This is a genomic window from Pseudomonas abieticivorans (genome assembly GCF_023509015.1).
In the GTDB taxonomy this organism is placed as follows: Bacteria; Pseudomonadota; Gammaproteobacteria; order Pseudomonadales; family Pseudomonadaceae; genus Aquipseudomonas; species Aquipseudomonas abieticivorans.
The window spans coordinates 2,486,352-2,499,719 of record NZ_CP094975.1 but is presented as its reverse complement, the minus strand read 5'-3'; the positions used below and the strand labels follow the sequence as shown (position 1 = coordinate 2,499,719).

14 protein-coding genes are annotated in these 13,368 nt (G+C 61.0%); 1 reads left to right on the top strand and 13 read right to left on the bottom strand.

Going from position 1 to position 13,368, the window contains the following annotated elements; translation table 11 throughout:
* Nucleotides 1-89: 89 nt before the first annotated feature.
* Nucleotides 90-1,748 carry a Na/Pi cotransporter family protein gene (locus tag L9B60_RS11170; protein ID WP_249678569.1) on the bottom strand — a complete coding sequence of 553 codons (1,659 nt, stop codon included), beginning with the start codon at nucleotides 1,746-1,748 and terminating at the stop codon, nucleotides 90-92.
* A gap of 61 nt (nucleotides 1,749-1,809) precedes the next feature.
* On the opposite strand from L9B60_RS11170, the gene L9B60_RS11165 reads away from it, so the two are divergent.
* Nucleotides 1,810-1,989: a hypothetical protein gene (locus tag L9B60_RS11165; protein ID WP_249678568.1), complete on the top strand. Its 180-nt coding sequence runs from the start codon at nucleotides 1,810-1,812 to the stop codon at nucleotides 1,987-1,989.
* Here L9B60_RS11165 and L9B60_RS11160 read toward each other — a convergent pair.
* The 12 genes from L9B60_RS11160 to L9B60_RS11105 form a co-directional block, all read right to left on the bottom strand.
* Nucleotides 1,983-2,750 carry a TerC family protein gene (locus L9B60_RS11160; RefSeq protein WP_249678567.1) on the bottom strand — a complete coding sequence of 256 codons (768 nt, stop codon included), beginning with the start codon at nucleotides 2,748-2,750 and terminating at the stop codon, nucleotides 1,983-1,985. The genes L9B60_RS11165 and L9B60_RS11160 overlap by 7 nt on opposite strands.
* A gap of 69 nt (nucleotides 2,751-2,819) precedes the next feature.
* On the bottom strand, nucleotides 2,820-4,127 hold the full coding sequence (locus tag L9B60_RS11155) for a CitMHS family transporter (protein WP_249678565.1): 1,308 nt from the start codon (nucleotides 4,125-4,127) through the stop codon (nucleotides 2,820-2,822).
* Nucleotides 4,128-4,441: 314 nt separating this feature from the next.
* Nucleotides 4,442-6,403, bottom strand: coding sequence for a DUF7844 domain-containing protein (locus L9B60_RS11150; protein WP_249678563.1), 1,962 nt, complete (start codon nucleotides 6,401-6,403; stop codon nucleotides 4,442-4,444).
* Nucleotides 6,400-6,720: a DUF2388 domain-containing protein gene (locus tag L9B60_RS11145; RefSeq protein WP_249678561.1), complete on the bottom strand. Its 321-nt coding sequence runs from the start codon at nucleotides 6,718-6,720 to the stop codon at nucleotides 6,400-6,402. Before L9B60_RS11145 ends, L9B60_RS11150 begins: the two co-directional genes overlap by 4 nt.
* Nucleotides 6,721-6,744: 24 nt before the next feature.
* Entirely contained in the window at nucleotides 6,745-7,041 is a 297-nt protein-coding gene (locus L9B60_RS11140) for a DUF2388 domain-containing protein (protein ID WP_249678559.1), read from the bottom strand.
* A 77-nt stretch (nucleotides 7,042-7,118) separates the two neighbouring features.
* On the bottom strand, nucleotides 7,119-7,436 hold the full coding sequence (locus L9B60_RS11135; RefSeq protein ID WP_249678558.1) for a DUF2388 domain-containing protein: 318 nt from the start codon (nucleotides 7,434-7,436) through the stop codon (nucleotides 7,119-7,121).
* A 111-nt stretch (nucleotides 7,437-7,547) separates the two neighbouring features.
* Entirely contained in the window at nucleotides 7,548-7,721 is a 174-nt protein-coding gene (locus L9B60_RS11130; RefSeq protein WP_249678556.1) for a DUF1127 domain-containing protein, read from the bottom strand.
* Between the two features lie 271 nt (nucleotides 7,722-7,992).
* On the bottom strand, nucleotides 7,993-8,208 hold the full coding sequence (locus L9B60_RS11125) for a DUF1127 domain-containing protein (RefSeq protein ID WP_249678555.1): 216 nt from the start codon (nucleotides 8,206-8,208) through the stop codon (nucleotides 7,993-7,995).
* Nucleotides 8,209-8,529: 321 nt separating this feature from the next.
* Nucleotides 8,530-10,023 (bottom strand): succinyl-CoA:acetate CoA-transferase ScpC, encoded by a 1,494-nt coding sequence (scpC, locus tag L9B60_RS11120; RefSeq protein ID WP_249678554.1) that lies wholly within the window; start codon nucleotides 10,021-10,023, stop codon nucleotides 8,530-8,532.
* Nucleotides 10,024-10,201: 178 nt separating this feature from the next.
* Complete coding sequence (locus L9B60_RS11115; protein ID WP_249678553.1) at nucleotides 10,202-11,635, bottom strand: NAD(P)(+) transhydrogenase (Re/Si-specific) subunit beta; 1,434 nt, start codon at nucleotides 11,633-11,635, stop codon at nucleotides 10,202-10,204.
* The gene (locus tag L9B60_RS11110; RefSeq protein WP_249678552.1) at nucleotides 11,635-11,958 is read right to left on the bottom strand and encodes an NAD(P) transhydrogenase subunit alpha part 2; all 324 of its coding nucleotides are present in this window, start codon (nucleotides 11,956-11,958) and stop codon (nucleotides 11,635-11,637) included. The genes L9B60_RS11115 and L9B60_RS11110 overlap by 1 nt, the downstream gene beginning before the upstream one ends.
* An 11-nt stretch (nucleotides 11,959-11,969) precedes the next feature.
* Entirely contained in the window at nucleotides 11,970-13,091 is a 1,122-nt protein-coding gene (locus tag L9B60_RS11105) for a Re/Si-specific NAD(P)(+) transhydrogenase subunit alpha (RefSeq protein WP_249678550.1), read from the bottom strand.
* Nucleotides 13,092-13,368: the final 277 nt, after the last annotated feature.

Here is a 13,368-nt window from a genome sequence, read left to right as displayed (position 1 = left end):
GGCGATGACAGAGCCGACGGTTTCCTGCATCACTACCTCATCCAAATCAGCTCAGCCTGCAAGAACAGACTTCGGTGGCGCGTGGTCGTTCAAGGCGAATGCGCGTTGTCCGGCACACTGTCGAATTCTAGCGCCCCGGTTTCCGAGGTTTCCAGCACCACGTAGGCGCTACCGCAGAACAGCGAGTTGAGCCGCTTCATGTCGGCGATCAGTTCCAGGTGCAGCGAGCTGGTTTCAATGCTCTGCACCACTTTACGCTGCAATCGGCTGACGTGGGCGTGAGCCAGGCGACGTTCCTGAGCGCGGAAACGACGCTTTTCGCGCAGCAGTTGCCGGGCGCTTTCGGGGTCACCACTGAGGAATACCGACAGGCCCAGGCGCAGGTTGGACATCAACTGGGTGTGCAGCCCAGCCAGTTCTTCCAGGCCAACTTCAGAGAACTGCCGGCGTTGCGAGGTTTTCTGTTGCTGGACCTTGCGCAGCATGCGCTCGATCAGGTCGCTGGCCAGCTTGAGGTTGATCGCAAGCTCAATGATTTCGGCCCAACGCCGGCTGTCCTGATCGCTGAGGTCTTCGCGGGGCATTTGTGCAAGGTACAGCTTGATTGCGCTGTAAAGGGCTTCGACATCGTCGCTTTGGCGGCGCATTTCCTGGGTCATCGCGGTTTGCGTGCCGCGCAGTACGTTAAGCATGGCACCAAGCATGCTGTCGATCAGGTCGCCGATGCGCAGGGTCTCGCGCACGGCGTTGGCCAAGGCCAGGCTGGGCGTGTCCAGTGCCGACAGGTCCAGGTGGCGCGGGCGTGCCAGGCCATTGGTTTCTTCACGCTCGGGCAGCAGCCAGGTGCACAGCCTGGACATCGGGCCCACGGTGGGCAGCATGATCAGGCAGCGCAGGGTGTTGTACAGCAGGTGAAAGCCGATCACCAGGCCCTGCACGTTGAAGTCCAGGCCGTCCATCCAGTGCACCAGCGGGTCGAGCACCGGAATTATCAGCACCAGGCCGATCAGCTTGTACAGCAGGCTCCCCAAGGCTACTTGGCGCCCGGCGGTGTTCTGCATGCTGGTGGAAATGAAGGCCAGCAGGCCGCTGCCGACGTTGGCACCGATTACCAGGCCGATGGCCACCGGCAGGCTGATCACGCCGGCCTCGGCCAGGGTGGCTGTAAGCAGAACGGCTGCCAGGCTTGAGTAGGAGATCATCGCGAACATCGCGCCCACCAAGGCGTCGAGTAAGATGTCGCCGGTCAATGAGGCAAACAGCACCTTCACGCCCTGGGCGTGGGTGATGGGGGCGGCGGCTTCGACGATCAGTTGCAGCGCCAGGACGATCAGGCCCAGGCCGATCCCGACACGGCCCATCTGGCCGACGCGGGTTTGCTTGCGCGAGAGGAAAAAAATCACCCCCAGGAAGATCAGCAGCGGCGACAGCCACGACAGGTCGAGGGTCAGCACCCGCGACATCAGCGCGGTACCGACGTCGGCACCCAGCATGATCGCCAACGCTGGCGTCAGGGTCATCAGGCCCTGGCCGACGAAGGAGGTGGTGAGCATGGCGGTGGCGTTACTGCTCTGCACCACGGCCGTGACCAGGATGCCGGCGATAAAGGCCAGCGGTCGCTTGGACATGTTGTGGCTCAGCAGGCGACGCAAGCTGGAACCGTAAACCCGCAGGATGCCGGTGCGAACTATGTGAGTGCCCCAGATCAGCAAGGCGACTGCCGAAAGCAGATTGAGCAGGGTCAGCATACAAAGGCCCCCTGAGAAGTTGTGCTCCGCGTGGGGAGCCAGTGAGTGTGCAGCGAGGCTGATGCTGGAGTTGGTTTTTGTTCAGCGCTCACTTATAGCTTTAGTCGGCCTTGGGCCTGACCGCCAGCATCGCACAGGAAAAGCCGTGTTGAAACAAAAGTGTCACAATTTCATGGGGCTGCAAAACAGCAAAGGAGCCGCAGAGGGCTCCTTGCTGGCGAGCTTGATGCGCGGCTATTGACCCGGAACATCCTTGCGTAGTTTCACGGGGTCCGTGAGTTTTTTCTTTTTCGCCATTGCAGTGCGCATCTTGATGTTGATGGCCTCGACCGCCAGCGAGAAAGCCATGGCGAAGTAGACGTAGCCCTTTGGCACGTGCACTTCGAAGGATTCGGCGATCAGCACGGTACCCACCACGATCAAGAACGACAGGGCCAGCATCTTCAGCGAAGGGTGCTTGTCGATGAAATTGCTGATGGTGCCCGCACACAGCATCATCACCAGCACTGCGACGACAATGGCGGCGATCATGACGGGAACGTGCGACACCATGCCGACTGCGGTAATCACCGAGTCCAGCGAGAACACGATGTCGATGATCGCGATCTGGATGATGGTGTACAAGAAATTGCCGCCCTTGCCAGAGGGCTCATCAGTGGTTTCTTCCTCACCTTCCAGGCCGTGGTAGATTTCCTGGGAGCTTTTCCACAGCAGGAACAGGCCGCCGAAGAACAGGATCAGGTCGCGCCCGGAAATACCCTGGCCGAACACCACGAACAGGTCGGCGGTGAGGCGCATCACCCAAGTGATCGACAGCAGCAACAGGATCCGGGTGACCATGGCCAGCGCCAGGCCGAACAGCCGCGTGCGTGGCTGCATGTGCTTGGGCATGCGGCTGACCAAAATCGAGATCATGATGATGTTGTCGATGCCCAGCACGATCTCGAGTGCGGTGAGGGTAAAAAAGGCAACCCAGATTTCCGGGTTGGTCAGCCATTCCATGTGTATTCCTTCGAGCGTTTAACGGGGCACGCTTGAGCGGCGCGCCCGGGTTGGGATGAATCGCTTGCCTTACAGGCTGCTGAACAACGGGAACGTGCCCAGCAGCAGCGCGGCGAACATTATGCACAGGCATACCAGCACTGCCCACTTCAGGGTGAAGCGCTGGTGATCGCCAAATTCGATACCGGCCAATGCCACCAACAGGTACGTCGAGGGTACCAGTGGGCTGAGCAGGTGCACCGGCTGGCCGACGATCGAGGCGCGGGCCATTTCCACGGCGCTGATGCCGTAGTGGCTGGCCGCCTCCGCCAACACCGGCAACACGCCGTAGTAGAAGGCATCGTTGGACATGAAGAAGGTGAACGGCATGCTAACCAGCGCAGTGATGACTGCCAGGTACGGGCCGAGGGCTTCGGGGATGACCGCCAACAGGCTTTTGGACATGGCGTCGACCATGCCGGTGCCCGACAGGATACCGGTAAAGATACCGGCCGCGAAAATCAGCCCGACTACCGCCAGCACGCTGCCGGAGTGGGCGGCGATGCGGTCCTTTTGCATTTGCAGGCAAGGATAGTTGACGATCATCGCGATGCTGAAGGCAATCATGAACAGCACCGGCAGCGGCAGCAGGCCGGCGATCAGGGCGGCCATCAGTGCCAGGGTCAGGGCGCCGTTGAACCAGATCAGTTTAGGCCGACGCGCCTCGGGGAACTGCGACACGCTGATCTCGTTGTGGTCGACTTCATCGCCGGCCAAGTGCAGTTCGCCCAGGCGGGCCCGCTCGCGTTTGCCGTAGAAGTAGGCGATGGCCAGGATGGCGACGACGCCGGCGAGCATGGCCGGGATCATCGGCACGAAGATGTCCGAGGGGTCGACATGCAGGGCGCTGGCCGCCCGGGCGGTAGGGCCGCCCCAAGGAGTCATGTTCATCACCCCGCCAGCCAGGATAATCAAGCCGGCCATGATCCGCGGGCTCATGCCGATGCGGCTGTACAGCGGCAGCATGGCGGCCACGCAGATCATGTAGGTAGTGGCGCCGTCACCGTCCAGTGATACCACCAGGGCCAGCACCGCGGTACCCACCGAGACCTTCAGCGGGTCGCCCTTGACCAACTTGAGGATCTTGCGCACGGCCGGGTCGAACAGGCCGGAGTCGATCATCAAGGCAAAGTAGAGGATGGCGAACATCAGCATTACGCCGGTGGGCGCAAGCTTGGTGATGCCCTCGAGCATCATCGGGCCGATCTTGGGCGCGAACCCGCCGAACAGCGCGAACAGAATCGGGATCACGATCAAGGCGATCAAGGCCGACAGGCGCTTGGTCATGATCAGGAACATGAAGGTGATAACCATGGCAAAGCCAAGGAAAGTCAGCATGGTAATACTCCAGGCCAGGGGCTACGAAGGCAGGGCGAACGGGTGGGTTCAGCGCAATGCGACGAGGGCGTGGAATAGGCAGGCGGGTGCAGCGACGGGACGGGAAGCGCAGGACATCAGGATCACCATTGTTGTTTTTGAATCAGCCGGTCTGTGCCGGTGGTGGGGCGATGCTAATGGGCGAAGCTTTCAGCCAGCTTTCGATGTGGGTTTGCCGACCGGAGGTATGTATCTGAATGAGTGGTGGGTTTTACGCGGATGAACCGCCGCTCCCGTAGGAGCGGATTCGTCCGCGAACCAGGCAACGCGGTCTATCAGGGCAACTCAATCCCGCCTGCAGCCTTGTGCAGTGCGCGTAGGTGTTCGCTCATCTGCTTGAGGTTTTCTTCGCTGGCGGCAATCTCGGCGGCGCGCGATGGCTCGAGCAAGGCGCGTACCTCCTTGTCCAGGTCCACGCTCAGGCTTTGCAGTTGTTTCTGGCGCTCGCTGCTTTCCGATTCCAGGCGCTGCCATTCGGCCTTCTGCGGCAAGCCGTAGCCGCCGCTGTCGAGCAGTTCGGCCGGGCGGCTGAGGAAGCCGCTATTGGCAAGGATCGCCTGCAAGGTCTTGTTGGCACTGGCCAGGCTGTTGTCGCCCTGGTCGCGGCCGGCCAGGTAGCGCTTTTTCACCTCTTCCTGGGCCACCAGCAATTGCCGGCGAAAGCTGGCCTGCTCCAGTAGCAACATCGCCGCGCTGGCACGCAGGTCGGCCTGGGCGAACCAGGGCCGGCGCTTCTCGGCTGGCAACTCCAGCCAGTCTTCGACCTTGGCCTGTGGGATCGGCAAGCGCTTTTTCAGGACATCGAACATGGCCTGGTAGCGATCGCGGTAAGAGTCGAAGTGATAACCCAGGCGCAGTGCCCTCTTCTTGTCATCGAGCACGCTGGCATCTGCCATGCCTCGGGCTTCCAACACCTTGAGCAGACCGTTGGGCACAATACTGTCCAGGTCGGCCAGCTTAGGGTTGTTGGTGCCGGCGCGCAGCAGCTTGAGGGTCTCGACCGCACAGTTGTTGGACACGAAATAATAGTTGCCGTCGTAGCTCCAGTGCATCTCGGCGGCATGGCGCACCAGCGACTCGATCTCGGCGCGGGTCAGCTTGAGCGGCACCGAGGCCAGGCTGCGCAACTCGGTCTTGGTGTACTCGTCGATCACCTGGCCCAGCGGCAGCACGAACAGCCGCGACGGGTAGCCCCCGGTCAGGCCACTCCAGGTGGACAGTTGCACGTCATTGACGAACGCGCGGTACGACAGCACCAGGCTGCGGTCCAGGTCCAGCCGGCAATCAGGCCCGCGTGGGCGCCCTGGCGCGCAGATCACCAGGCGCAGCATGCTGTGGCCCCAACGGCTGACCCATTCCTGGTTGGCTTCGGCCAGCAGGTAGTCCACTTCGTACACGCGCTCGGGGTCGATCTCGCCCAAGGGGGTGCGGCCAAAGTCGTTACCGGCGTTCAGGAATGGGTAGGTGGTGGGGCATGTCTCTTTGTTCGGCGGTGCCCAGCCAAAATGTGCCTTGTAGTATTCGTACAGCTCGGGCCGACGGCAGGCGTAGGCCGGGTCGAGCAGGAAGTACTCCATGTTCACTGCCACGAATTCCAGCGGGCTGGTGGTTTCGTAGATATCGGGGCTGCGCACGATCTGGCGGTTCTGTTGCTGACGATCGCCACGGGTGCCGACCGATTGTGGCCAGCCGGCCAGGTCGAGCAAGCGCGGGTCGTCGCTGAGGGTGAAGCGGCGGTCGGTCTGGCCGCGGCATTCGCTGGGCAGGCCGACCTTGCCCATGCTGCTGTCATAACGCTTGCAACGGGCAAACAGCGTGCGCTGGTCATCGGGCCAAAGGCGCGCGCGGTCGTAGATATGGGTCAGTTCATGCAGCACGGTCGCCAATAGTTCTTCGCGCACGGTGCCGTGGGGGCGATTGGTCTTGGTGGTGGCGGCGCTGCCATCGGTGAGGCTGGGCAGCAGGCTTATGTTCAGGTCCAGGCTGGAGACCGCGGACGCCTGGCCGTAGGCATTGCTAGGCATGTGCGACGTCCAACTGACGTCGATGCGCCGGTCCAGTTGCTCGACGAAGCGTGGCGGCAGGTCGCGCATCGCTTCGTCAAGCAGCGCCTGGCTGGCTTGCTGCTGCTGCGCGTTCAGGCCATCAGTCTGAAGGTGCAACTGCAGTGCGGCGGATGCGGGGTTGCCGACCATCAGCAACCCGCAAGCCAGTAGCCAGGCGCCAGGCCACCTCACAGTGCGAGGATGGCTTCGGCGAGGTCCTGGTCGCTGGCGCCTTGGGCCTCCGGCACGCGGGTACGCAGGGTGGCGAAGGCGGCTTCCAGTTGCGAGCCACGGATATCACCGTTGCTGGCGACGAAGCTGGCGGCGTCGTCCTTGGCTTCTACAACCACTTTGGAGTCACGTACCGAGGTGGTGGTGTCGGAGGTGAAATTGATCGAGCGGCCAAAGGCGCGAACGATGATGTTACTGGTTTCCACAAGGGTGTGTGCCTGAGCCACGTCGGCCAGCAACAGCAGGCCGAGGGTGGCGGCAATCAGCGGGGTACGCATGGGGGGTCTCCAGAAAAGCGGATATCAATATTGAGCGAGTATGGCCTGCGCCAGTTCCGTGTCGCTGGCTTGAAGCGTCGGTGAATTGTGCCGCAGATAGTGCAGCGCAGATTCCAGCCGTGCCCCTCTCAGTTGGCCATCAGTGGCAATGAACGCTGCAGCGTCGTCCTGCGCGGCAATTAACAGCTTTCTGTCGAAGGGCGCCTTGGTCACTTGACTGGTGACGTAGCCACTGACGACAAGGTTCTGCGTCGTAAGGTCGAAGGCTTGGCTCGACGCAGACCAACACAGGGCCAATAGTACTGAAAACACATAACGCATAGGACTCAAAAGCGCTCCAACCTGCTGCCAAGGCGAGTGGAATGCGCAGGCCAGGCATGCGCGAACATAGCGGCTGATCAGATGGCCAGGATGGCTTGGGCCAACTGTTCATCCGAGGCCTCAAGCGTTGGGGCGCTGCGACGGATCTCGGCAAAAGCACTTTCCAGTTTCACGCCACGGATATCACCGTTGCTGGCCACGAAGCTGGCAGCGTCATCGCGCGCTTCACGGATGATTTTTTTGTCACGCAGCGACGACGAGGCGTCGGAGGTGGCATTGGAAGAGGCGTTGACCGCGCGCACGACGGCGTCGGTGGTGACCACGAAGCTCGAGGCTTGCGCGCCGGTAGCCATGGCCAGCAGCAGTGTTGCGCCCAGCAGGTGGGAACGGGACATGATGAATCTCCTGTACATGGACATTATTTGACCGACTTACGTAGGTCAGACGCTACTTGCGCCTGTTACGCCACGTCCTGGCCTGCCCGCCCCTTGCCTCTGGTGCGGTGCTCAGCGCCAGAAGGGTTTTTCGAGCTCGGCCATGCGATCGGCATGGCTGACGCCGATGTCAGACAATTGTTGCTCATTTAGTTCCGAGAGTAACCGTCTGGTGCGAGAAGTTTCATGTAACTGATTGAGTCGGCGCAGTACGCGAGTCAGTAGATTCTTGAGTGTGCGGATCATGGCGGCAGTCCTTTTCGGGCCAAAATGGCCTTGAAGGCACCATGTTCCGCTGCCGAAGCAGGACCATAACAGATACAGGTATGCAATATTGTACTGGTTCAATTATTGATTAATTAAAACTGTACCTGTCCGTGGGTATAACAATTGTATGCCCGCCCATCCTGCGCCGCAGAAACGACAAAGCCCGTCGGCAGTAACCTGCGACGGGCTTTGTTTTACAAATTAGAGGCTGGCGAGAGGACTGCGCGTCCAGGGGCCAGCTAGTCCAGCATTAACGCCAGAAAGGCTTGCTCAGCTCTTCGCAACGTTGTGCTTCGCTGATACCGGCGTCGGCCAGCAGGCGAGCATCCAGACGGGCCAATTGATGGCGGCTGGAGATGCGGCGCTGCCACAACATCAGGTTGGCGAGCAGGCGCAGAGGCAGTGCAGCTTGGCTGGTTTCGGTGGTGCTGGAGAATTGCAGGTCGGAACTGAGTGTACGTTCCATGGTTGACGTCCTTCCGCTTGTGGCGGGTTTAGGTAGTGGTTTTAACTGAGATCAATGATCCTCCACTCGCGTCACTATTTGCAGGCACAGTTCACTTCAATTGTGATGGTCCAGTTAACTGTTTATGAGCACTGTTGTGATCAAAAATGAGGCAACTGTACTGGTCTGCACCGTATTGGCGCATTTTTGTACAATGAGGGTTATTTGGAGGGGGAAAAAGGCGGGAATCGACCGGTACAGCAGTACAGTTTTATTCAGAATCATTTGGTAGGCCGGCAAACTGATGCAAATGCACTTGCATCAGTCGCCAACTGTTCCGGCCTACACCGCCAGCATGCGCCCGGTTGTTTCCAGGTTGTCGTGCCAGGCCAGTGCATCGCGCAGGATGTGCGGGGTGTGCCCGCCCTTCGCACAGGCCGCGGTGAAGTACTGGTTGAGTGCGTCGCGGTAGTCGGGGTGCACGCAGTTGTCGATGATCACCCGTGCTCTTTCGCGGGGCGCTAGGCCGCGCAGGTCGGCCAAGCCCTGCTCGGTTACCAGGATGTCGACATCGTGCTCGGTATGGTCGACGTGGCTGACCATGGGCACGACGCTGGAGATCGCGCCGCCCTTGGCGATGGACTTGGTGACGAAGATCGCCAGGTGCGCGTTGCGGGCGAAGTCACCCGAGCCGCCGATGCCGTTCATCATGCGGGTGCCACACACGTGGGTGGAGTTGACGTTGCCGTACAGGTCGAACTCAAGCGCGGTGTTGATGCCGATGATACCCAGGCGACGGATCACCTCGGGGTGGTTGGAGATCTCCTGCGGGCGCAGCACCAGCCGGGATTTGTAGCGGCTGAAGTCGCTGAATACTTCTTCATGTTTTTTTGCCGACAGGGTCATGGAGCTGCCCGAGGCGAAGCTCAGCTTGCCGGCGTCGAACAGGTCGAAGGTCGAATCCTGCAGCACTTCGGAGTACATGGTCATGTCGCTGAACGGTGAGTCCAGCAGGCCGTGCATCACCGCGTTGGCGATGGTGCCGATGCCGGCTTGCAGCGGCATCAGGCTGTTGGTCAGGCGGTCTTCGCGCACTTCGTTCTTGAAGAACTCGACCAGGTGGTTGGCGATGGCCTGGGTTTCCATGTCGGGCGGCAGCACCGTGGAGGGCGAGTCGGCCTGGTTGCTGATGACGATGCCAACGATCTTGGCCGGGTCGATCTGCACCGCGGTATTGCCGATGTGGCTGTCGGCCTTGAGTACCGGGATCGGCAGGCGGGTGGGGCGGTAGCTGGGGATATAGATGTCGTGCAGGCCTTCGAGCTCCAGCGGCTGGGACAGGTTGATCTCGATGATCACTTCCTTGGCCAGGATGGCGAAGCTGGCGGAGTTGCCGACCGAGGTGCTGAGCACCAGGTGGCCTTCCTCGGTGATGGCAACGCATTCGATCACGGCCAGGTCCACGGCCTTGATCTGGCGGTTGCGCAGTTGCTCGACGGTATCGGACAGGTGCTGGTCGATAAACATCACCTTGCCGTCGTTGATCGCCTTACGCAGGGTGCTGTCGACCTGGAATGGCATGCGTCGGGCCAGCACGCCGGCTTCGGTGAGCTGCTTGTCGAGGTCGTTGCCCAGGCTTGCGCCGGTCATCAGGGTGATTTGCAAAGGGGTCTGCTTGGCCCGTTCAGCCAGTGCGTGGGGCACGGCCTTGGCTTCGCCTGCGCGGGTGAAGCCGCTCATGCCGACGGTCATGCCGTCCTGAATCAGGGCAGCGGCGTCGGCCGCACTCATCACCTTGTCTTGCAAGGAAGCTAAACGGATACGGTCACGGTACATGGATTGTTATCTCGGGTAACGGAAGCAAGTGCGCAGTCTAGTGACTTCAAAAAAAATCGGCGCGCTACGTTGGTCGTAGGTGGACCGCCTATTTAGAGCCTTTGGTCGGGTTTCACAGGAAATAAAAAACCCCAGCCTAACCAGCACCGGGGTTTTTGGTATTGCGCCAGATCAAGCTTTAATCAACGGCCTTGACCATGTCTTCGATGACTTTCTTGGCGTCGCCGAACACCATCATGGTCTTGTCCAGGTAGAACAGTTCGTTGTCCAGGCCGGCGTAACCACTGGCCATCGAGCGCTTGTTGACGATGATGGTCTTGGCCTTGAAGGCCTCCAGGATCGGCATGCCGGCGATCGGCGACTTCGGATCGTTCTTGGCCGCCGGGTTGACCACGTCGTTGGCGCCCAGCACCAGCACCACGTCGGCCTGGCCGAACTCGGAGTTGATGTCGTCCATCTCGAACACCTGGTCGTAAGGCACTTCGGCCTCGGCCAGCAATACGTTCATGTGGCCAGGCATACGGCCGGCTACCGGGTGGATCGCGTACTTCACGGTCACGCCTCGGTGGGTCAGCTTCTCGGTCAGCTCTTTCAACGCGTGCTGGGCACGGGCCACGGCCAGGCCGTAGCCAGGCACGATGATCACGGTGTCGGCGTTGGTCAGCAGGAACGTCGCGTCGTCGGCCGAACCGGATTTCACCGGGCGAGCTTCCTTGGCGCCGGCGGGGCCTGCATCAGCCACTGCGCCGAAGCCGCCACCGATCACGTTGAAGAACGAACGGTTCATGGCCTTGCACATGATGTACGACAGGATCGCACCGCTGGAGCCCACCAGGGAGCCGGCGATGATCAGCATCGAGTTGTTCAGCGAGAAGCCGATACCGGCCGCCGCCCAGCCCGAGTAGCTGTTGAGCATCGACACCACGACCGGCATGTCGGCGCCGCCGATCGGGATGATCAGCAGCACGCCCAGCACGAAGGCCAGGGCCAGCATGATGGCGAATGCGGCGTAGCTGCCGGTGAACATGAAGGTCAGGCCGAAGAACAGCGTGGCCAGGCCGATCACCAGGTTGAGCTTGTGCTGGCCAGGGAACTGCACGGGTGCGCCTTGGAACAGGCGGAACTTGTACTTGCCCGACAACTTGCCGAAAGCGATCACGGAACCGGAGAAGGTGATAGCGCCGATGGCTGCACCCAGGAACAGCTCCAGGCGGTTACCGGTAGGGATCGCGTCACCCAGTTGGGCAACGATGCCCAGCGATTGCGGCTCTACCACGGCGGCGATGGCAATGAACACCGCTGCCAGGCCGATCATGCTGTGCATGAAGGCGACCAGTTCCGGCATCTTGGTCATTTCGACGCGCTTGGCCATGATGGAGCCGGCAGTGCCGCCCACCAGCAGGCCGACGATCACGTAGGCGATGCCGCCGGTGGCCAGTTCCGAACCGAGCTTGTAGATCAGGCCCACGGTGGTCAGCACGGCCAGGGTCATGCCCAGCATGCCGAACAGGTTACCGCGCCGCGACGTGGTCGGGTGCGACAGGCCCTTGAGCGCCTGGATAAAGCAGATCGAGGCGATCAGGTAAAGGATGGTTACCAGGTTCATGCTCATTATTTGGCAGCCTCATCCTTAACTTTCGGAGCTTTTTTCTTGAACATCTCGAGCATGCGGCGCGTTACCAGAAAACCACCGAATACGTTCACCGCCGCCAGGGCCACGGCCAGGGTGCCCATGATCTTGCCCAGTGGGGTCACGGTGAGTGCGGCGGCCAGCATGGCGCCGACGATCACGATGGCCGAGATGGCGTTGGTCACCGCCATCAGCGGTGTGTGCAGCGCGGGGGTCACGTTCCAGACCACGTGGTAGCCAACATAAATGGCCAGCACGAAGATGATCAGGTTGTAGACGCCGTGGGAGATCAGCATGTCTTCCATTGTTTTTATCCTCAGCCGTTCTTGCGGATGACTTGGCCGTCGCGGCACATCAGGCACGCAGCGACGATGTCGTCTTCAAGGTTGATCTCGAACTGGCCTTCCTTGTTGAAGACCAGTTTCAGGAAGTCCAGCAGGTTGCGGGCGTACAGCGCCGAAGCGTCCGCACCGACCATGGCAGCCAGGTTGGTGGGGCCGCAGATGATCACACCGTTCTGGACCACGACCTGGTCGGCCACGGTCAGCGGGCAGTTGCCGCCTTGCGCGGCGGCCAGGTCGATGACCACAGAGCCTGGTTTCATCTGGGCAACGGTATCTGCGCTCAGCAACGTGGGCGCTTTGCGGCCAGGGATCAGCGCGGTGGTAATGACAATGTCAGCCTGCTTGGCGCGCTCGTGCACGGCCTGGGCCTGACGCTGCATCCAGCTTGCCGGCATGGGGCGTGCGTAACCGCCGACACCCACGGCGCACTCGCGCTCTTCGTCTGTTTCATACGGCACATCGATGAACTTGGCACCGAGCGACTCGATTTGTTCCTTCACCGCCGGGCGTACGTCCGAGGCTTCGATCACCGCACCCAGGCGCTTGGCCGTGGCGATGGCCTGAAGGCCGGCTACGCCGGCGCCCAGGATGAGTACGCGGGCGGCCTTTACGGTGCCGGCAGCGGTCATCAGCATGGGCATGAAGCGCGGGTAGTGGTGGGCGGCCAGCAGCACGGCTTTATAGCCGGCGATGTTGGCTTGCGAGCTCAGCACGTCCAGGCTCTGCGCACGGGAAGTACGTGGGGCAGCTTCCAGGGCGAAAGCGCTAATACCGCGCTCGGCCATCTTGGCGATGGTTTCGTTGTTGAACGGGTTCAGCATGCCGACCAGAACGGTGCCGCTCTTGATCTGAGCCAGCTCGCTGTCGTCCGGTGCCACCACCTTGAGGATCAGCTCGGCACCAAAGGCATCGCTTGCGCTGCCAATGGTCGCGCCGGCGGCTTCATAGGCACTGTCCGTAACGCTGGCATTGACGCCTGCGCCGCTCTGGACGGTGACCTTGTGGCCTTGGCCGATCAGCTTCTTGATGGTTTCCGGGGTTGCAGCAACCCGTGTTTCGCCCGTCTGCGTTTCGAGAGGAACACCAATGTGCACGTCAAATCTCCTGCGTGATCTTATTGAGTTAACCAGCGCACTACGGATGGCGCAGCTGGGGCGGCCGATCAGCACGATCCCGCCAAAAACAGGCGGGGCGCGGCATTTTGCAGGCGTTATAGCGTGCCTTCAACCAGTTATGAAAGGTGACGTCGCTATAACTACAAGTCACCCCGTGACCGAATGTCGCAAGCAACCCGCTGCAAGCCACAAAACATGGGCTTTCCAGCCTTTTTGTAGGGTTTTTACTTTTTTTTACATTTGTGGGGTGAATAGC

What these genes read in the sequence shown, in the direction of transcription:
- L9B60_RS11170 (WP_249678569.1), bottom strand. Translation starts at nt 1,748, where the DNA reads ATGCTGACCCTGCTCAATCTGCTTTCGGCAGTCGCCTTGCTGATCTGG.
- L9B60_RS11165 (WP_249678568.1), top strand. Translation starts at nt 1,810, where the DNA reads ATGCTGGAGTTGGTTTTTGTTCAGCGCTCACTTATAGCTTTAGTCGGC.
- L9B60_RS11160 (WP_249678567.1), bottom strand. Translation starts at nt 2,750, where the DNA reads ATGGAATGGCTGACCAACCCGGAAATCTGGGTTGCCTTTTTTACCCTC.
- L9B60_RS11155 (WP_249678565.1), bottom strand. Translation starts at nt 4,127, where the DNA reads ATGCTGACTTTCCTTGGCTTTGCCATGGTTATCACCTTCATGTTCCTG.
- L9B60_RS11145 (WP_249678561.1), bottom strand. Translation starts at nt 6,720, where the DNA reads ATGCGTACCCCGCTGATTGCCGCCACCCTCGGCCTGCTGTTGCTGGCC.
- L9B60_RS11140 (WP_249678559.1), bottom strand. Translation starts at nt 7,041, where the DNA reads ATGCGTTATGTGTTTTCAGTACTATTGGCCCTGTGTTGGTCTGCGTCG.
- L9B60_RS11135 (WP_249678558.1), bottom strand. Translation starts at nt 7,436, where the DNA reads ATGTCCCGTTCCCACCTGCTGGGCGCAACACTGCTGCTGGCCATGGCT.
- L9B60_RS11130 (WP_249678556.1), bottom strand. Translation starts at nt 7,721, where the DNA reads ATGATCCGCACACTCAAGAATCTACTGACTCGCGTACTGCGCCGACTC.
- L9B60_RS11125 (WP_249678555.1), bottom strand. Translation starts at nt 8,208, where the DNA reads ATGGAACGTACACTCAGTTCCGACCTGCAATTCTCCAGCACCACCGAA.
- scpC (WP_249678554.1), bottom strand. Translation starts at nt 10,023, where the DNA reads ATGTACCGTGACCGTATCCGTTTAGCTTCCTTGCAAGACAAGGTGATG.
- L9B60_RS11115 (WP_249678553.1), bottom strand. Translation starts at nt 11,635, where the DNA reads ATGAGCATGAACCTGGTAACCATCCTTTACCTGATCGCCTCGATCTGC.
- L9B60_RS11110 (WP_249678552.1), bottom strand. Translation starts at nt 11,958, where the DNA reads ATGGAAGACATGCTGATCTCCCACGGCGTCTACAACCTGATCATCTTC.